This window comes from Caulobacter segnis (genome assembly GCF_019931575.1).
In the GTDB taxonomy this organism is placed as follows: Bacteria; Pseudomonadota; Alphaproteobacteria; order Caulobacterales; family Caulobacteraceae; genus Caulobacter; species Caulobacter segnis_C.
Genome location: NZ_CP082923.1, coordinates 2,356,905 through 2,374,801, shown reverse-complemented (window position 1 = coordinate 2,374,801; position 17,897 = coordinate 2,356,905). Strand labels below are relative to the sequence as shown.

Below are 17,897 nucleotides of genomic sequence, written 5' to 3'. Positions count from 1 at the left end.
CTGTCCTGTAGCGGACATTGTTTCGAAAGGCGTTCGCCGTGGCCCAGTCCCAGCCCTTGATCATCGACGTCGTCGCCGACGTGGTTTGCCCCTGGTGCTATCTGGGCTGGCGGCGCCTGAAGTCGGCCGTGGCCCTGCGCCCCGACGTCGAGGCCAAGCTGATCTGGCGGCCCTACCAGCTGGACCCGACGCTTCCCGAGGAGGGCGTCGACCGAAAGCAGTACATGGCCGCCAAGTTCAAGGACCCCGAGCGGCTGAAGGCCGTCCACGCGGCCCTGGTCGAGGGCGGCGCCGAGGAAGGCATCGCGTTCGACTTCGAGGCCATCGCGGTCTCGCCCAACACCAACGCGGCCCATCGCCTGATCCGCTGGGCCCTGACGGCCGGCGTGCAGGACCAGGTTGTCGAAGCCCTGTTCAAGGCCTATTTCGAGCAGGGCCTCGACATCGGCGACCCGATGGTGCTGGCCGACATCGCCGAGGCGGCGGGCATGGAGCGACTGGTCGTTCTGCAACTGCTCTCCGAAGGCGCCGACAAGGAGGCCGTGGCCCGCGAGCACGCCATGGCCGTCCAGGGCGGCGTCACCGGCGTGCCGTTCGCCATCTTCGCCGGCAAGGTCGCCGTGGTCGGGGCCGAGACGCCCGAACGCATCGTCCAGGCGATCGACCAGGCGCTGACCAGCTAGGGAACGCAGATCGCGACACCGTCGCCCTTGCTTTTTGCAGCGCAACAAGCGCATAAGGCCCCTCATCGAGCCCCCTAACGTCGCCTCGGCGGCGGAAGGGGGCTATTTTCGTTGGAATTCGACCAAGAAGCGGTCCGAGGGGAGCATCAAGGCTCCAAGGGGGCCCGATTTGGTCATTGGCGCGAGCCGCGCGTTTTTTGTGTGCGCGGCCGCAAATGAACTGGACCCAGATGCCCTTCCCCGCCTCCCACCCCGCTCTCGAGCGGGCTCTCGCCGCTCAGGGTTACGCCGAGCCCACCCCCGTCCAGGCCGCCGTGCTTGAAGCCGACGCCGAAGGCCGTGACCTGCTGGTCAGCGCCCAGACCGGCTCAGGCAAGACCGTGGCCTTCGGCCTGGCCGCCGCCCCCACCCTGCTGGGCGACGAAGAGATCTTCGGCCGCGCCGGCGCGCCGCTGGCCCTGGTCATCGCCCCGACCCGCGAGCTGGCCATCCAGGTCAATCGCGAGCTGACCTGGCTGTACGCCCAGGCCATGGCCGTGGTGGTCAACTGCGTCGGCGGCATGGATGCGCGTCGTGAACAACGGGCGTTGAACTACGGCGCGCACATCGTCGTCGGCACCCCGGGGCGACTGCGCGACCACATCGAGCGCGGCCACCTGGACCTGTCGGAGCTGAAGGTCGCCGTCCTCGACGAGGCCGACGAGATGCTCGACATGGGCTTCCGCGAGGATCTGGAATTCATCCTCGACGCCGCGCCGGCCGAGCGCCGCACCCTGCTGTTCTCGGCCACCCTGGCGCGCGATATCGTGCAGCTGGCCAAGAGCTATCAGAACGACGCCATCCGCATCGACACCATCGGCCGCAACGAGCCGCACCGCGACATCGAATACCGCGCCGTCCGCGTCGCCCCCAACGAGGTCGAGCACGCGGTCGTCAACCTGCTGCGCTACTTTGAAAGCCCTGGCGCCCTGGTGTTCGCCAACACCCGTGAAAGCGTCCGCTCGCTGCATTCCAAGCTGCGCGAGCGCGGCTTCGACGTCGTCGGCCTGTCGGGCGAGCTTTCGCAGCGCGAACGCGCCGACGCCCTGCAAGCCCTGCGCGACGGCCACGCCCGCGTCTGCGTCGCCACCGACGTCGCAGCGCGCGGTCTGGACCTGCCGGACCTGGGTCTGGTGATCCACGCCGAACTGCCGGTCAACAAGGCGACCCTGCTGCACCGTTCGGGCCGCACCGGTCGGGCCGGCAAGAAGGGCGTCTCGGCCCTGGTCGTCCCCTACACCCGTCGTCGCAAGGCCGAGCAGCTGCTTATGGCCGCCGGTGTCGAAGGCCAGTGGGGCGGCGCCCCGACCGCCGACGAGATCCGCGTCAAGGACACCGAGCGCCTGCTCGACGACCCGATCTTCAACGAGGCCGTGGTCGAGGAAGACACCGCCCTGGCCGAGGCCATGCTGGCCAAGCGCACGCCGCTGGAGATCGCCGCCGCGCTGATCCGGACCCGTCGCGCCAAGCTGCCGGCCCCGGAGGAGATCTATGACGACCCGCGTCACGGCGCCGATCCGGGCCCGCGCAGCCGCGAGCCGCGTGAGTTCGGGCGCGATCGTGACTTCGGCGGCGACCGCCCCGAGCGCGAGCCGCGCGTCGACATGAGCGGATCGGAGTGGTTCCGCCTTAACACCGGCCGTCGCAACAACGCCGACCCCAAGTGGCTGATCCCGCTGATCTGCCGCCTGGGCCACATCACCAAGAAGGACATCGGGTCGATCCGGATCTTCGACTACGACACCAAGTTCGAGATCTCGGCCGAGGCGGCCGTGAAGTTCGGCGCGGCGGTCCAGCAGACGGTGCGCGAGGACGTCTCGATCACCCCGACCACGGCCCCCGCCGCCCGCGACGCCGGTCCTCGCCGTGAGTACGCCCCGCGTCCGCCGCGCGACGACGCCGCGCCGCGCGAGTTCAAGCCGCGCCCCCCTCGTGACGACGCGCCCCGCGCGCCGCGCGCCAACGCCCCGGGCTCGCGCGACCACACGCCGCGTCCGTCCAGCTATGGCGACGACGGCGTCAGCAACGCCAAGCCCTACGGCCGCGGCGAAGAGCCCAAGGGCGACTACAAGCCGCGCCGCGCCCCCCGCGACAACGACGCGCCTCGCCCCTTCCAGCGCGACAACGACGCCCCGCGTCCGTATTCGCCGCAGGACTCGGAAGGCGCCCCCAAGCGCGCCTTCAAGCCGCGCCACGAGGCCGGCGCCGACGCGCCGCGCGAGTTCAAGCCCCGCGCCCCGCGCCCGGATGGCGACGCCCCCAAGAAGCCGTTCAAGAAGAGCTTCAGCGACAACGCCGCCGGTCCGAAGCCTTATTCCAAGCCCTATGCCGGCAAGCGCGACGACGCCGGTCCTGGCAAGCCGTTCAAGGGCCCCAAACCCTTCAAGGCCAAGAGCTTCGACGCCAAGCCCGGCGGCAAGCCGGCGGGCAAGCCGTTCAAGAAGAAGTAGATGACGAGCCCCTCCCTCACCGGAGGGGCTTTTTCTTAGGCCTCTTGCCCCGCCGACCAGCCCGACGCCCAGGCCCACTGGAAGTTATAGCCGCCCAGCCAGCCGGTGACGTCGACCACCTCGCCGATGAAGTAGAGGCCCGGAACGGCCTTGGCCTCCAGGGTGCGGGAGTCGAGGCCGTCGGTGTCGACCCCCCCCAGGGTCACTTCCGCCGTGCGATAGCCTTCCGAGCCGACGGGCTTGAAGGTCCAGGCGTTGACCGCCGCGGCGAGCCGGCCCAGCACCTTATCCGAACAGTCGGCGATATTGCCCTTCCCGGCCGCCTCCTCGTCGGCGACGGCCTGGGCGACGCGCTTGGGCAGCAGGGTCGACAGCACCGTCGCCACCGCCTGGCGCGGCGTGGCCGTGCGCGCCGTCTTCAGCGCCGCCAGGACGTCGACGCCCGGGGCCATGTCGACCCGGATCTCGTCGCCCTCGCGCCAGTAGGACGAGATCTGCAGGATCGAGGGCCCTGACAGGCCCCGGTGGGTGAACAGCATCCCCTCGCGGAATTTGGTCTTGCCATGGGCGACCACGGCGTCCAGCGCCACGCCCGACAGCGGCGTCAGCCGGGCCAGCATGCCGGCCTCGAAGGTCAGCGGCACCAGCGCGGGGCGGGTCTCGACGATGTTCAGGCCGAACTGCTTGGCGATGTCGTAGCCCAGGCCGGTCGCGCCCATCTTCGGGATCGACTTGCCGCCGCTGGCCACGACCAGCGAACGGCACCGAACATCGCCGGACGATAGCGAGACCTCGAAACCGGCGTCCGTCCTGGCGACCTTTTCGACGCCGGTCAGCAGCCGCAACTGCACGCCGGCGGCCTTCATCTCGGTCAGCAGCATGGTGATGATCTGCATGGCCGAGCCGTCGCAGAAGAGCTGGCCCAGGGTCTTCTCGTGGTAGGCGATGCCATACCGCTCGACCAGGGCGACGAAGTCCCTCGGCCGATAGCGACGCAGGGCCGACAGGGCGAACTTCGGGTTCGCCGACAGGAAATTATGGATCGACGCGCCGGTATTGGTGAAGTTGCACCGCCCGCCGCCGCTGATGCGGATCTTCTCGCCCGGGGCCTTGGCGTGGTCGATCACGAGCACCGAACGCCCGCGCTTGCCGGCCTCGATAGCGCACATCATGCCGGCCGCGCCCGCGCCGATCACCAGGACGTCGAAGTTTTCCAAGATCTTCCCACTGCTTGCTCGCGCCCGTTCGACCGGACGCGAGGCGGGAAGTCAATCAGCCCGCGCGGCGGTAACCCGGCCGCGAGGCGACTTGCTGGCGCTGAGGCGCGGCCTTCTGGCTGACTTCGAAGCGGCCGATCATCCTCACCAAGCCGCCGATCTCGCTCTTCAGAGCGTGGCTGACGGCCGTGGCCTGCTCGACCATGGCGGCGTTCTGCTGCACGCCCTGGTCCATCTGGTTGACGGCGGCGTTGACCTCGTTGAGGCCCCGGGCCTGCTCACTCGCCGAGCCCGCCAGTTCGGAGACCAGAGCATCGATCTCGCCGACCTTCAGCACGATGCCGTCCAGGGCCTCGCCGGTCTGGCCGACCAGGCGCACGCCCTCGTCGACCTGGGCCGTCGAGGCGTTGATCAGCGCCTTGATCTCCTTGGCGGCGTCGGCCGAACGCTGGGCCAGGGCCCGCACTTCCTGGGCCACGACCGCGAAGCCCTTGCCGCTGTCGCCCGCGCGAGCCGCCTCGACACCAGCGTTCAGGGCCAGCAGGTTGGTCTGGAAGGCGATCTCGTCGATCACCCCGACGATATTGCCGATCTTGGCCGAGGACTGTTCGATCTGGGTCATGGCGTCTACGGCGCCGCGTACGACGTCGCCGGACTTCTCGGCGTCCGAGCGGGTCGAGGTGACGACGCGGCTGGCCTCGCCGGCGCCCTGGGAGGCGCGGCGCACCGTGGCGGTGATCTCGTCCAGGGCCGCGGCGGTCTCTTCCAGGCTGGCGGCCTGTTGCTCGCTGCGGCGGGCGGTGTTGTCGGCGGCGGCGGCGATCTCGTCGGCGCTGGAGCCCACGGTCCCGACCACGGCGACGATGCCGCCCATGGCGTCGTCCAGCTGGACGATGGCGCCGTTGAAGTCGTTGCGGATGGCCTCGTAGCCGGCCGGGAACGCATCGTCGATGCGCACGGTCAGGTCGCCGTTCGACAGGCGCGACAGGGCGCCGGCCAGACGCTCCATGACGAAGGCCTGCTCGCGGGCGGCGGCCGACGAGACTTCCTCGTTGCGAGCCCGTTCGCTTTCGCTGGCCGCCGAGATCCGGGCCTGCTCGGCCTCGGACGAGCGCAGGGCCACGGCGTTGTCCTTGAACACCTGGACGGCGCGGGCCATCAGCCCGACCTCGTCCTTGCGGGCCGCGCCCACCACCTCGACGTCCAACTGGCCGTCGGCGAGGCCCGTCATGGTCCGTGACAGCGAGCGCACCGGGCGCGAGATCTTGAACGAGCCAATATAGAGCGCGAAGCCCATGCCGCAGGCCGCCGCGCCCAGGCCGAACAGCAGGGTCAGCCACGAGCCGGCCGCGGCGGACTGGCTGGCCTTGGCGACCATGGCCGCCGTCTCCTTGTTGTAGGCGTCGCCCCAGGCCTTGCCTTCCTTGGCCATGGCGTCGATGGCGGGATCGACCTTGGCCAGCCCGCCCAGCGAGCCGGCGTCGTCGTTCCTCAGGCCCAGGTCGGCGGCGGAGCGGGCGTCGGCATAGGCCGCGTCCAGCCTGGTCTTCATGCCGGCCGTGTAGTCGGCGGTCGCCGGGTCGGCGGCGGCGATCTTGTCGAGGCTCTCCTTGCCCTCGCCATAGACCTTGTCGAGTTCCTTGGACGCGGCGACGGCCTGCTCGGAGGCGCCGTCATAGGTCACGGTGCGGTGGGCCGCGTAGCCCATCATGCTGATCCGGCGCAGGAAGCGGGCGGACTGGACCTCGGCGGGCGAGCGATGCTTGACCAGCACCTCGGTCGCCGCGTCGGCGCGCTTCTGCTGCCACACGCCCAGGCCGGCGCAGGCCACGGTGGCGGCGGCCAGCACGGCGGCCGGCAGAAGAACCTTCGAGGAGATCTTCAGGTCGTCGAGCTTCACCGCGTTCCCCCAAAACCACGCTTCGCGCCGATACTTCATGCGCAAGGGAACCGGTGTCAGGAGAATCGTCCCGCCCGGCTCCGTTACGCGACAGGATTCCGGCGCCGAGCGTAAATGAGCGCTTAAACCGGTCATGTCGCTTGACGTTCTTCGGGGAGGCGCTACGACGCACGCCCCTCCCCGTTCCGACCATATCGAGCCATCCCATGACGGCCGCACAACTCGCGCCGACCATTGGCGTCGACTTCGGCACCACCAACACCGTCGTCTCGCTGACCCACGGCGACGACCACGCGCACCTGGTCCGCTACACGATCGACAACCGCGACCTGTTCGCCTTCCGCTCGGCGCTCAGCTTCCACAGCGTGCAGGGCGCGCCCGGCGCGGTGAACGAGCGCGTGGTCGAGGCCGGCCCGTGGGCGATCGAGTCCTATCTGGAGGATCCGCTGGAGACGCGGTTCATCCAGTCGTTCAAGACCTTCGCCGCCTCACAGGCCTTCACCGAGACGCGGATCCTCAACAAGCGCTACCAGTTCGAGGACCTGCTGGCGGCGTTCCTGCTGCGGCTGAAGGACCACGCCGGCGACCAGCTGGCCGCCCTGCCCCCGCGCATCATCGTCGGTCGGCCGGTGACCTTCGCCGGATCCTCGCCCAACGAGACCCTGGCCCTGACCCGCTATGAAGAGGCCTTCAAGCGCCTGGGCTTCAGCGACATCCGCTACGCCTACGAGCCCGTCGGCGCGGCCTTCTTCTTCGCGCGCCAGCTGACGCAGGACGCCACCGTGCTGGTGGCCGACTTCGGCGGCGGCACGTCCGACTTCTCGCTGGTTCGCTTCCAGCGCGATCCCGACGGCACGCTGCGCTCGACGCCGCTGTCGCGGTCGGGCGTCGGCGTGGCCGGCGACGCCTTCGACTACCGGATCATCGACCAGTTGGTCTCGCCCGAGCTGGGCAAAGGGTCGGAGTACAGGTCGTTCTCCAACAACCTGCCGATCCCGCAGCGCTACTACGCCGCCTTTGCCCGCTGGGACCAGCTGGCCCTGCTGCGGGCGTCGAAGGACATGCGCGACATCCGCGCCCTGGAGCGCACGGCGCTGGAGCCCGAGAAGATCGCCGCCCTGATCGAGGTGCTGGACGGCAACCACGGCTACGCCCTCTACAAGTCGGTCTCGGCGCTGAAGGAGGCGCTGTCCAGCCAGACGGAGGCGACATTCCGCTTCGAGGCCGGTTCGGTCGAGATCGAGAAGACCGTGGCGCGGACCGATTTCGAGGGCTGGATCGCCCCCGAACTGGCCGCCATCGAGACCGCCGTCGGCGAGGCGCTGGAGCGGGCCGGCTTGGCCGAGGCCGGGGTCGACCGCGTCTTCCTGACCGGCGGCAGCTCGTTCGTGCCGGCCGTGCGCGAGATCTTCCTCCGCCGCTTCGGCCCCGCCAAGATCGAGAGCGGCGGCGAGTTCGAGTCCATCGCCTCGGGCCTGGCCCTGATCGGCCGCGAGAGCGACCTGGACCTATGGACCATGCGCGCCGACTGAGGTTACCAGCCGATTAAACGCGATATTTATGAGAGTTTTCACGTCGCGGGCACAACCTTGGCGGAGATTTCTGGGTTCCGCCGCCAGACTTTAGGTCGCATGGCTGCGCCCTTCGCCTTGGCCTATAGTTAACGCGAACGATTCGCGTTGCGATCAGAGGGGCAACGAGTCCAGTGCCGATTTCGTACCTCTCCGCCGCCCAGATGTCCGCCCTGTCGGCGACCACCATCCAAGGGCTGTCGACCACCAAACTGGAGACCCTGGCCAGCACCCAGGTCGCCGCGATCTCCAACACCGCCCTGTCGGGCCTGTCGGCGGCCCAGGTCTCGGCCCTGTCGAACACGGCGGTGAAGGGCCTGACGGCCACCCAAATTCCGGCCTTCGCCCAGAACCTGATCTTCGACGCCGAGCAGCTGGCGGCCTTCAGCGGCAACCAGCTGAACGCCCTGACCTCGACCCAGCTGGCCCAGATGGACGCCAGCCGCCTGGACGTGCTGAGCGCCACCCAGATCGGCGCGTTGGACGCCACCCACTTCACGGCCCTGGACGCCACCCAGATCGGCTCGCTGGAAACGACCCAGCTGAAGCTGCTGACCGCCGCCCAGCTTGGCGCGATGAACGTCACGGACCTGGGCGAGCTGGCCTCGACCCAGCTGCAGGTGCTGTCGGCGGCCCAACTGGGGGCCCTGTCCTCATCCCTTATCCCCGCCCTGAGCGATCAGCAGTTCGGGGCGCTGTCCTCGACCCAGCTGAAGGGCCTGACGGCCACCCAGATCGGCGCGCTGTCCTCGACCCAGGTCGCGGGCCTGGGCTCGACCCTGAACCAGTTCTCGGCGACCCAGCTGGCGGGCCTGACCACCACCCAGGCCACGGGTCTTTCCGACACCCAGGTGGCGGCCCTGACCTCGACGCAGCTGTCGGGCCTCAGCGGCGGCTTCAGCGGCCTTTCGGCGACCCAGGTCGCCAACCTGACCTCGACCCAGATCGGTGGTCTGACCGCCACCCAGATCCGGGGGCTGAACGAGACCGACTTCGCCGAACTGACGACGACCCAGGTCGCCGGCCTCACGCCCACCCAGTTCGCGGCGTTGTCGGCGACCAATATCAGCGCCCTCTCGGCCACCCAGGTGGCGACCCTGAGCACCACCCAGCTCTCCAGCCTGGCGGCCACCCAGATCGCTGGCCTATCGACGACGGACTTCGCCGAGCTCTCCAGCACCCAGGTCCGCGGCTTGACCGCGACCCAGATCGGCGGCCTTTCGGTCGCCAACCTGTCGGGACTGGACGCCACCGGCTTCCAGGCCCTGTCGACGACCCAGGTCACCGGCCTGACGGCGACGCAGCTGGGCGGGCTGACCACCACTGACATCGGCGAGTTCTCCACGACCCAGGTCGGGGCCCTGACCGGCGCGCAGCTGGGCGCCATCTCGGTGACGGACCTGGCGGCGCTGTCGGCGCCCCAGATGTCCTCGCTGACGGCTTCGTCGCTGAAGGGGCTGTCGTCCTACCAGGTGCGCAGCCTCTCCGGCACGGCCTTCAGCCAGCTCAACGCCACCCAGGTGGCCGGCCTGACCTCGACCCAGATCGGCTCGCTGTCGACCTCGGTGATCGCCGGCCTGACCACGACCCAGATCGGCTACCTGCTGCCGTCCCAGATCCCGGGCCTGACGATCAACCAACTGGACTGGCTGTCGACCACCAACCTGGCGGCCATGACCCCGCTGCAGGTCGGCGCCCTGACGCCGACCCAGGTAGACAGCCTCTAGGGTCAAAAGCTTCTAGACGCAGGGCGCCGCACGGGCGTCTGATGGCGGCGCCTCAAGGAGCCGCCGCATGACCCGATCCGCCTTTTCCGCTCTGATGATCGCTGGAGCTGTACTGGCCTCCGTCACGCCGGCCATGGCCCAGAGCGGTCCGCTGGGCGCCCTCGGCCGCTGGACGATCGACCTCAAGGCCTCGACCTTCAACGAGGCCCTGACCGGCCCCGCGCCGCTGGCCGCCGAGGTCGACGTGACCAAGGACGACGGCAAGAGCCTGGCCTGGACGCTGATCGAGGAGGACGACGAGGGCCTGGCCGCGATCCAGTTCGCCGACGCGCCGCTGGACGGGACGCCGACCAAGGCCGTGGTCAACACCCAGATCGTGATGATCAGCGTGATGCGCGACGGCCTGCGCGGGATCTCGGCCGTGACCAGCAACAAGACCGGCCGCAAGCAGACCATGAAGGTGTGGCTGGTCGATCCCGACACCCTGAAGGTCGAGCAGGACGTCGACGGCGTGCCCGGGCCGCCGGACCAGAGCCTGACGTTCAAGCGGGTGAAGTAGCGGAAACCCGCCCTAGCCTTTGCCGGCCAGCGCCTTGCCCAGATAGTTGGCCAGCGCCTCGACCCGCGCGGGACGCGGACCGCCGGGCGGCATGACTAGGTGCAGGGCGATCGGGGTCGCCGTCCAATCGGTCAGCACCGCCTCCAGCCGTCCGTCGGCCACGGCCGCGCCGACGATGAAGTCCGGCAGCACCGCCACGCCGACGCCGGCGATCAGCGAGGGGACCAGCACGTCGCCGTTATTGGCCCGGATCACCGATCGGGGCCGCACGGCCGCCTCCTCGCCCCCCTTCTGGAAGCGCCAGGTCTCGGGCGCGTTCTGGTGGCCATAGGTCAGGCCGCGATGCTCGGCCAGGTTGGCGGGATGGGTGGGACGGCCGTGTTTGTTCCAGTAGCCCGGCGACGCCACGACATGCCGCTTCACCGCCCGCAGGCGACGGGCGACCAGCGAGCTGTCCGGCAGGGCCGCCACGCGCAGGGCCAGGTCAAAGCCCATGCCCACGAGGTCGATCGTGGCGTCCGAAAGGTGCAGCTCGACCGAGACGTCCGGATAGGCGGTGAAGAAGCCCGGCAGCACCGGGGCCAGGCTGGTGATGCCCAGCGACATCGGCACGGCCATCCGCACCACGCCGCGCGGGGCCGAGGACTGGCTGGACGCCTCCTCCTCGGCCGCCTGCGCCTCGGCCAGGACGCGGGTGGCGCGCTCGACCAGGGACTGGCCGGCGTCGGTCAGGGCCAGGCGGCGCGAGGTGCGATTGAAGAGGCGCGCGCCCAGGCGCTCCTCCAGCCGGGTGACAGCCTTGGAGACCGTGGCCTTGGACATGGCCAGATCATCGGCGGCGGCGGCGAACGAGCGCAGCTCGACCACCTTGGCGAACACGGCGAGGCCTTCGAGATCGGGAAGCTTGGACATGGCTAGAGATTAGTTTTGGAAACGATGAGTTTCAACAGTTTCCATTTCGGATCCCATGGGATCGCCTATCTTCTCCTCAACAGGACGCGCCGCCGACGCGGCGCTTCAGAGGGCCAAGGCCCAGAGGGATTGAAAGGTTAGAGCCATGATCGATCGCAGACCGTTCGACAAGCTTGGCGGCGCCGACCACGGTTGGCTGAAGGCCAAGCACCACTTCTCTTTCGCCAGCTACTACGATCCCAGCAACATGAACTGGGGCGCGCTGCGGGTCTGGAACGACGACGAGATCGCCGCGAACACCGGCTTCCCGCCGCATCCGCACAGCGACATGGAGATCATCACCTATGTCCGCGACGGCGCGATCACCCACCAGGACAGCCTGGGCAACAAGGGCCGCACCGAGGCCGGCGACGTCCAGGTGATGAGCGCGGGCACGGGCATCCGTCACTCGGAGTACAACCTCGAGCCGGAAACGACCCGGATCTTCCAGATCTGGATCGAGCCCAAGACCTTCGGGTCCGCGCCGTCGTGGGGCGCCAAGCCGTTCCCCAAGGGCGACCGGTCTGGCAAGTTCGTGACGCTGGCCTCGGGTTTCGCCGATGACGCCGACGCCCTGCCGATCCGCACCGACGCCCGCGTCCTGGGCGCGACGCTGAAGGCCGGCGAGAGCACGACCTACGCCCTGGGCAAGGACCGCACCGGCTATCTGGTCCCCGCCGTCGGCGTGGTCGAGGTCAACGGCGTCAAGCTGAACGCCCGTGACGGCGCCGGCATCAAGGACGAGGACGCGATCACCGTCACGGCCCTGGAAGACGCCGAACTCGTTCTGGTCGACGCGGCCCTGTCGTAGGGGCTCGAGACGTAAGCGTTCAAGAAACGGACGCGAGGCTTGCCTAGCTTCGCGTCCGACCTCCCCGTCCACATCGTCAAGGAGGCCGTCATGGCCAAGGTTCTGGTTCTCTACTATTCGTCCTACGGCCATATCGAGACCATGGCCAAGGCCGTGGCCGAAGGCGCCCGCGAAGCCGGCGCGCAGGTCGACATCAAGCGCGTGCCGGAAACGGCCCCGCTGGAGGTCGCCAAGAGCGCCCACTTCAAGCTCGACCAGGAAGCGCCGGTCGCGACCATCGCCGAACTGGCCGACTACGACGCGATCATCGTCGGCACGGGCACGCGCTTTGGCCGCATGAGCTCGCAGCTGGCCGCGTTTCTCGACCAAGCCGGCGGCCTGTGGGCCCGCGGCGCGCTGCACGGCAAGGTCGGCGGGGCCTTCACCTCGACCGCCACCCAGCACGGCGGCCAGGAGACCACCCTGTTCTCGATCATCACCAACCTGCTGCACTTCGGCATGGTGATCGTCGGCATGGACTATGGCCACGCCGGCCAGATGACCCTGGACGAGATCACCGGCGGCAGCCCCTACGGCGCCACGACCATCGCCGGCGGCGACGGCTCGCGTCAGCCCACCGAGAACGAGCTGACCGGCGCCCGCTACCAGGGCCGCAAGATCGCCGAGACCGCCCTCAAGCTGCACGGCTAAGCCGCTCTAGGCCGCGCAGCCCGGTCGTCCGCGCCCTCCCCAAGGCGGACGACCCAACGAACCGCCCCGAGGCTTCCCTCCCGCCTCGGGGCGGTTTTCGTCTGAACTAGTGCTTGGGGTCGAAGTCCGCCTTCTGGGCGGCCGCATAGGCGTCCCACTCGGCCGGCGTATGGAAGTCCAGGCCTTTGTCCCAGGCCGCGCCCATGTAGTAGACGAACGGCTTGCCGGCCTCGACCTTGATCAGGACCAGGTAGTTGTCGAAGTCCTGGCGCACCTCGACGACCGACGCGGGATCGACCATCAGGGCGATCGCCATCGAACCCTTCTCCGGATCGGCCGGCTCCCAGAACGTCACCCGGCCGGGCGCCAGGTCCTTGCGGAACACGCCCGTCCCGCTGGCGCGCTTGCGCTTGGAGATGCCGATGCCGACCACCAGCGGCCCCGGCTTGTCGGAGCTTATGGTCGAGACCATCCGCGTGAAGTTCGTGCCCAGCGGCAGGGTGAAGGTCCGCGTCTCCCAGACCTTGCGATCCACGTCCACCGGCCAGGGGGCGTAGTCGACGCTGAACGAAGCCACGTCCGGTCCGTTCTGGATCACCTTCCAGCTGGACCAGTTGCGAGAGGTCCACAGCTTGTTGTCGGCCCAGACGCCCAGGCCGCCCGCGCCTCGCCCCGTGCCCACGTCGTAGAAGTCCAGGCCCTCGCCATGGTTGGCGTGCTGGTCGCCGGTCTTCAGCTGGCGGTCCATATAGGGCCAGCGCTGGCTCTTGCCCCAGGCGTCTATACCCGAGGTCGACGGCGGCTCGGCCTTTTCCAGGTCGCGGCTGTAGATCCGGTGGGCGGTGCGGTCGTTCTCCCAGAGGATGTCGTTGAAGCGGTACGGGGCCAGCACCACGGTCGCGCGCGGCTTCTGGCCCTCCGCGTCAGGCTTGGGCAGCGGCGTGACCGGGCCGTGCTCCTGAGCGTGGGCGACGCCCAGCGACAAGGTCAGGACGGCGGCGAGGGCCAGGGTCTTCTTCATCGGACGCTCTCTACGCTCAGTGGAACTGCGGAAAACGGGCCAGGGCGGCGCGCGCGCAACCGTCGGCGGCCTCGTGGCCTGTGTCGGCGACGCCCAGACCGCCCACCAGCGTGGCCCCGACATGCAACGGCAGGGAGCCGGCGTGCGGGTTCAGATGCTCGGGATCGGCGGCGATCCTGGCGGCGAAGTCCGAGTCGGTCTTCTCGCGCGGCTCCATGACGCTGCCGGGCTGGTCGAAGACCACGGCGGCGTTGGCCTTGCGCGGCGCTGCGATCGGGGGCTTGGGGCTCTGCTCATCGCGCAGGACGACCAGCGGGTTACCCTTGGCGTCGACCACGGCGGCCGAGACATGCGCGCCCCTGGCGGCGCAGACGTCGATCGCGGCCCTGGCCAGATCGACGGCGACGGGAAGCGTCAAGGGTTCGGTCGCCAGACCGGCGGCAAGCGCCAGGATCGCCAGCATCGTGCTTCCTCCCAGAAGTCTCGCTTCCGGATATAACGCGCGGCGAAAATTGGTCTAGCCAAAATATCGGATTGGTTATTCCACTCAGATCTTCGGCCGCACCACGGCGATCAGCCAGCCGCCGCCCCACGGCGTGTTGATCACCGCCTCGTCCAGCACCTCGCCCAGCACCTTCAAACGATGCCACAGGCGCAAGGGCTTCAAGGCCAGCCACATGGTCAGGCCGACCGCGCCGCCTGGCTTCAGGTTCGGGGCGTAATGGGCCACCAGGTCCTCGACCTCGCCCAGGTGCTCGACGCACTCGGAGAACACCACGACGTCGAAGGTCTCGTCGGTCGCGAAGGTGCGGCCATCGCCCAGCACCATCTTGACCTCGCCGATGGCGATCTCGGGCGCCAGGCGGGTCTCGCCGCGCTCGACGGCGGGCCTGGAGAAGTCGACGCCGACATAGCGCGCCGGTCGGTGGGCGCGCAGGGCCTCGTAGAACACCCCCTCGCCCGCCCCGATCTCCAGCACGCGCGGATTGGGCCAGCGGTCGGCGATCACGGCGGCCAGCAAGCGGTGATGGTGGCGCTGCTCGGAACGGCTCAGGCGGTCATAGATCCCGTCCTGGTACTCGGCGTCCCATTTCTCGACCGGGGCGGCGACGATCGGCTTGTTCCGCTTGCGCATGAACAGCTCGCCCAGCCACGGGCGGTCCAGCGAAGCCAGTTCCGTGAACCGGCGCCAGCGCAGATAGGCCATGAACGTCCCCCGAGATGCCTATCCCGGATAGGGAAAGGGCCCCGGACTGTCCAGTCCGAGGCCCTTGAAGTGGGTTAGGCCTTGTTGGCGAGCGCCGCCTGGGCCGCCGCCAGACGCGCGATCGGCACGCGGTAGGGCGAGCAGGACACGTAGTCCAGGCCGACCTTCTCGCAGAAGCCGATCGAGGCCGGGTCGCCGCCGTGTTCGCCGCAAATGCCCAGCTTGACGTCCGGACGGGCTGCGCGACCGCGCTCGGCGGCGATGCGGATCAGGTCGCCGACGCCGTCCTGGTCGAGACTGACGAAGGGGTCCTTTTCGAAGATGCCCTTGTCGATATAGGCGCCCAGGAACTTGCCGGCGTCGTCGCGGCTGATGCCGAACGTGGTCTGGGTCAGGTCGTTGGTGCCGAAGCTGAAGAACTCGGCGTTGGCGGCCAGATCGCCGGCCCGTAGGGCGGCGCGCGGCAGCTCGATCATGGTGCCGACGGTGTAGGTCAGCGCCACGCCCTGCTCTTCCAGCACCGCCTTGGCGACGCGGTCGGTCAGGTCACGCAGGTACTTCATCTCCTCGCCCTTGGCGACCAGCGGGTGCATGATCTCCGGCACGGGAGCGGCCTTGCCCGACTTGGCGATCTCGCAGGCCGCCTCGAGGATGGCCCGGACCTGCATCTCGTAGATCTCGGGATACGAGACGCCGAGGCGGCAGCCGCGGTGGCCCAGCATCGGGTTGGTCTCGTGCAGCTCCTTGGCGCGGCGCAGCAGCTTGGCGGCGTCGAGACCCGTGGCGGTCGCCACGGCCTGAACGTCTTCCTCGGTGTGCGGCAGGAACTCGTGCAGCGGCGGATCCAGCAGGCGGATCGTGACCGGCAGGCCTTCCATGATGGTGAAGAGCTCGACGAAGTCGGCCTTCTGGAACGGGGCGATCTTGGCCAGGGCGGCGCGGCGGCCCTTCTCGTCGTCGGCCAGGATCATCTCGCGCACGGCGGCGATCCGGGTGTCGTCGAAGAACATGTGCTCGGTGCGGCACAGGCCGATGCCTTCCGCGCCGAACTGGCGGGCGGTCTTGGCGTCCAGCGGCGTCTCGGCGTTGGCCCGCACCTTCAGGCGACGGACCTGGTCGGCCCAGCCCATCAGGGTGGCGAAGTCGCCGGTCAGCTCGGGCTCGATCATCTTCGGCGCGCCGGCCAGGATGTCCCCGGTCGAGCCGTCGATGGTGATGATCTCGCCGGCCTTGAACTCACGGCCACGGACGCGGAACAGGCCTTCCTTCTCGAAGATGGCGACGTCGCCGGCGCCGGAGACGCAGGCCCGGCCCATGCCGCGCGCCACGACGGCGGCGTGGCTGGTCATGCCGCCGCGCGCCGTGATGATGCCGCGGGCGGCATGCATGCCGTGGATGTCCTCGGGCGAGGTCTCCTCGCGCACCAGGATCACGGACTCGCCGTTGGCGGCGGCCTTCTCGGCCGCATCGCTGTCGAACACGATCTTGCCGGTCGCCGCGCCGGGCGAGGCCGGCAGGCCTTTGGCGACCACGTCACGGTGAGCGGTCGGATCGATGGTCGGGTGTAGTAGCTGGTCTAGCGAGGCCGGCTCGACGCGGCCCACGGCCTCTTCCTTGCTGATCACGCCCTCGGCGGCCATGTCCACGGCGACCTTCAGCGCCGCCTTGGCGGTGCGTTTGCCGCTGCGGGTCTGCAGCATGTAGAGCTTGCCCTGCTCCACCGTGAACTCGATGTCCTGCATGTCGCGGTAGTGACGCTCCAGCGTCTCGACCACCGACTTGAACTGGGCGAACACCTCCGGCATCGCCTCTTCCATCGAGGGGGCGACATCGCCCATCTCCTCGCGGGCCACCTTGGTCAGGGATTGCGGCGTGCGGATGCCGGCCACCACGTCCTCGCCCTGGGCGTTGATCAGGAACTCGCCGTACAGGCGGTTGTCGCCGTTCGACGGGTTGCGGGTGAAGGCCACGCCGGTCGCCGAGGTGTCGCCCATGTTGCCGAACACCATCGACTGGATGTTCACGGCCGTGCCCCAGCTTTCGGGGATGTCGTGCATGCGGCGATAGAATTTGGCCCGGTCGTTCATCCAGCTGGCGAACACCGCGCCGACGGCGCCCCACAGCTGCTCCTGGGCGTCCTGCGGAAACGGCTTGCCCAGGTGGTCGCTGACGGCGGCCTTGTAGTCCTTGATCACCGCGGCCCAGTCGTCGGCCGTCAGACCGGTGTCGACATGGACGTCCAGGCGATCCTTGTGGTCGTCCAGGATCTCCTCAAACATGTGGTGCTCGAGGTTCAGCACGACGTTCGAGTACATCTGGATGAAGCGGCGGTAGCTGTCGTAGGCGAAGCGGCGGTCGCCCGACAGCTTGGCCAGGCCTTCGACGGTCTCGTCGTTCAGGCCCAGGTTCAGCACCGTGTCCATCATGCCCGGCATCGAGGCCCGCGCGCCCGAGCGCACCGAGACCAGCAGCGGGTTGGTCACGTCTCCAAACGCCTTGCCGGTGATCTCCTCGATCTTGGCGAGGCCGATCTTGACCTGTTCGGCCAGCTCGGCCGGGTACTGCTTGCCGTTGGAATAGTAGTGGACGCAGGCCTCGGTGGTGATGGTGAAGCCTGGCGGCACCGGCAGGCCCAGGGCCGACATCTCCGCGAGATTGGCCCCCTTGCCTCCGAGGAGGTTCTTCATCGAGGCGTCGCCGTCCGCGCCGCCTCCGCCGAATGCGTACACCCAACGGGCCTTGGTCAACGTCTCAACCGGCATTTTTTCTCACCCTGCGATCAGTGAAGAAGGTCGCGCCCTCTGATGGGGTCGTCTCACCTTGGAACAGCGCTGCTTTGTCGTGATCCCGCAGTGCAATATCCGGGCGTTCACTAGCACTTCGTCCAAGAACGCGTCCACTGGCGGTTCGCGTTCCGGGGACCAACAAGAGAATTCGGCAAATAATTCCAATGACAACGTTGTCCGCTCAGCGGACTTGGCCAGATTTCGAACACGGGCGCGGCAAACCCGCGACTTGAGCGGCGACCGGACGATTGGAGCGGGTTGTCTTCGCGGCGCGATACGCTTCTT

General features: G+C 68.8%; 14 protein-coding genes. 7 read left to right on the top strand and 7 right to left on the bottom strand.

From position 1 onward, the window contains the following. Positions 1 to 38 precede the first annotated feature (38 nt). Both K8940_RS10935 and K8940_RS10930 read left to right on the top strand, forming a co-directional pair. Entirely contained in the window at positions 39 to 683 is a 645-nt protein-coding gene (locus tag K8940_RS10935; protein WP_223395450.1) for a DsbA family oxidoreductase, read from the top strand. 230 nt (positions 684 to 913) lie between these two features. Further along, positions 914 to 3,172, top strand: a complete 2,259-nt coding sequence (locus tag K8940_RS10930; RefSeq protein WP_223395818.1) for a DEAD/DEAH box helicase — start codon at positions 914 to 916, stop codon at positions 3,170 to 3,172. Positions 3,173 to 3,207: 35 nt separating this feature from the next. Here the strand turns inward: K8940_RS10930 and K8940_RS10925 are convergent, their stop codons facing one another. Then, positions 3,208 to 4,389 carry an NAD(P)/FAD-dependent oxidoreductase gene (locus K8940_RS10925; RefSeq protein ID WP_223395449.1) on the bottom strand — a complete coding sequence of 394 codons (1,182 nt, stop codon included), beginning with the start codon at positions 4,387 to 4,389 and terminating at the stop codon, positions 3,208 to 3,210. A 55-nt stretch (positions 4,390 to 4,444) separates the two neighbouring features. Then, on the bottom strand, positions 4,445 to 6,289 hold the full coding sequence (locus K8940_RS10920) for a methyl-accepting chemotaxis protein (RefSeq protein ID WP_223395447.1): 1,845 nt from the start codon (positions 6,287 to 6,289) through the stop codon (positions 4,445 to 4,447). Positions 6,290 to 6,495: 206 nt separating this feature from the next. On the opposite strand from K8940_RS10920, the gene K8940_RS10915 reads away from it, so the two are divergent. From K8940_RS10915 to K8940_RS10905, 3 genes are all read left to right on the top strand, one after another. Next, on the top strand, positions 6,496 to 7,821 hold the full coding sequence (locus K8940_RS10915; RefSeq protein WP_223395446.1) for an Hsp70 family protein: 1,326 nt from the start codon (positions 6,496 to 6,498) through the stop codon (positions 7,819 to 7,821). Between the two features lie 173 nt (positions 7,822 to 7,994). Beyond that, positions 7,995 to 9,587, top strand: a complete 1,593-nt coding sequence (locus K8940_RS10910; RefSeq protein WP_223395445.1) for an ice nucleation protein — start codon at positions 7,995 to 7,997, stop codon at positions 9,585 to 9,587. 67 nt (positions 9,588 to 9,654) lie between these two features. Next, a complete protein-coding gene (locus tag K8940_RS10905) occupies positions 9,655 to 10,146 on the top strand; it encodes a hypothetical protein (protein WP_223395444.1) in 492 nt (163 codons plus the stop codon). A 12-nt stretch (positions 10,147 to 10,158) separates the two neighbouring features. Here the strand turns inward: K8940_RS10905 and K8940_RS10900 are convergent, their stop codons facing one another. After that, positions 10,159 to 11,058, bottom strand: a complete 900-nt coding sequence (locus tag K8940_RS10900) for a LysR family transcriptional regulator (RefSeq protein WP_223395443.1) — start codon at positions 11,056 to 11,058, stop codon at positions 10,159 to 10,161. Positions 11,059 to 11,203: 145 nt separating this feature from the next. Here K8940_RS10900 and K8940_RS10895 point away from each other — a divergent pair, with 145 nt between their 5' ends. Together K8940_RS10895 and wrbA are read left to right on the top strand one after the other, a co-directional pair. Then, a complete protein-coding gene (locus tag K8940_RS10895; RefSeq protein WP_223395442.1) occupies positions 11,204 to 11,908 on the top strand; it encodes a pirin family protein in 705 nt (234 codons plus the stop codon). Positions 11,909 to 11,998: 90 nt separating this feature from the next. Further along, positions 11,999 to 12,598, top strand: coding sequence for an NAD(P)H:quinone oxidoreductase (gene wrbA, locus K8940_RS10890; RefSeq protein WP_223395441.1), 600 nt, complete (start codon positions 11,999 to 12,001; stop codon positions 12,596 to 12,598). 106 nt (positions 12,599 to 12,704) lie between these two features. On the opposite strand, the gene K8940_RS10885 is transcribed toward wrbA, so the two are convergent. The 4 genes from K8940_RS10885 to ppdK all read right to left on the bottom strand — a co-directional run bounded on the left by K8940_RS10885 (position 12,705) and on the right by ppdK (position 17,588). After that, positions 12,705 to 13,619 carry a DUF4861 family protein gene (locus K8940_RS10885; RefSeq protein ID WP_223395440.1) on the bottom strand — a complete coding sequence of 305 codons (915 nt, stop codon included), beginning with the start codon at positions 13,617 to 13,619 and terminating at the stop codon, positions 12,705 to 12,707. A 16-nt stretch (positions 13,620 to 13,635) separates the two neighbouring features. Beyond that, complete coding sequence (locus K8940_RS10880) at positions 13,636 to 14,082, bottom strand: GlcG/HbpS family heme-binding protein (RefSeq protein WP_223395438.1); 447 nt, start codon at positions 14,080 to 14,082, stop codon at positions 13,636 to 13,638. A gap of 84 nt (positions 14,083 to 14,166) precedes the next feature. Continuing rightward, positions 14,167 to 14,826, bottom strand: coding sequence for an SAM-dependent methyltransferase (locus tag K8940_RS10875; RefSeq protein ID WP_223395436.1), 660 nt, complete (start codon positions 14,824 to 14,826; stop codon positions 14,167 to 14,169). A 74-nt stretch (positions 14,827 to 14,900) separates the two neighbouring features. Next, complete coding sequence (gene ppdK / locus K8940_RS10870) at positions 14,901 to 17,588, bottom strand: pyruvate, phosphate dikinase (RefSeq protein WP_223395434.1); 2,688 nt, start codon at positions 17,586 to 17,588, stop codon at positions 14,901 to 14,903. Positions 17,589 to 17,897 lie beyond the last annotated feature (309 nt).

Bases quoted from the DNA above. Each gene is read 5' to 3' on its own strand.
- K8940_RS10930 (WP_223395818.1), top strand. From the start codon at position 914: ATGCCCTTCCCCGCCTCCCACCCCGCTCTCGAGCGGGCTCTCGCCGCT.
- K8940_RS10915 (WP_223395446.1), top strand. From the start codon at position 6,496: ATGACGGCCGCACAACTCGCGCCGACCATTGGCGTCGACTTCGGCACC.
- K8940_RS10905 (WP_223395444.1), top strand. From the start codon at position 9,655: ATGACCCGATCCGCCTTTTCCGCTCTGATGATCGCTGGAGCTGTACTG.
- K8940_RS10900 (WP_223395443.1), bottom strand. From the start codon at position 11,058: ATGTCCAAGCTTCCCGATCTCGAAGGCCTCGCCGTGTTCGCCAAGGTG.
- K8940_RS10895 (WP_223395442.1), top strand. From the start codon at position 11,204: ATGATCGATCGCAGACCGTTCGACAAGCTTGGCGGCGCCGACCACGGT.
- wrbA (WP_223395441.1), top strand. From the start codon at position 11,999: ATGGCCAAGGTTCTGGTTCTCTACTATTCGTCCTACGGCCATATCGAG.
- K8940_RS10885 (WP_223395440.1), bottom strand. From the start codon at position 13,619: ATGAAGAAGACCCTGGCCCTCGCCGCCGTCCTGACCTTGTCGCTGGGC.
- K8940_RS10880 (WP_223395438.1), bottom strand. From the start codon at position 14,082: ATGCTGGCGATCCTGGCGCTTGCCGCCGGTCTGGCGACCGAACCCTTG.
- K8940_RS10875 (WP_223395436.1), bottom strand. From the start codon at position 14,826: ATGGCCTATCTGCGCTGGCGCCGGTTCACGGAACTGGCTTCGCTGGAC.
- ppdK (WP_223395434.1), bottom strand. From the start codon at position 17,588: ATGCCGGTTGAGACGTTGACCAAGGCCCGTTGGGTGTACGCATTCGGC.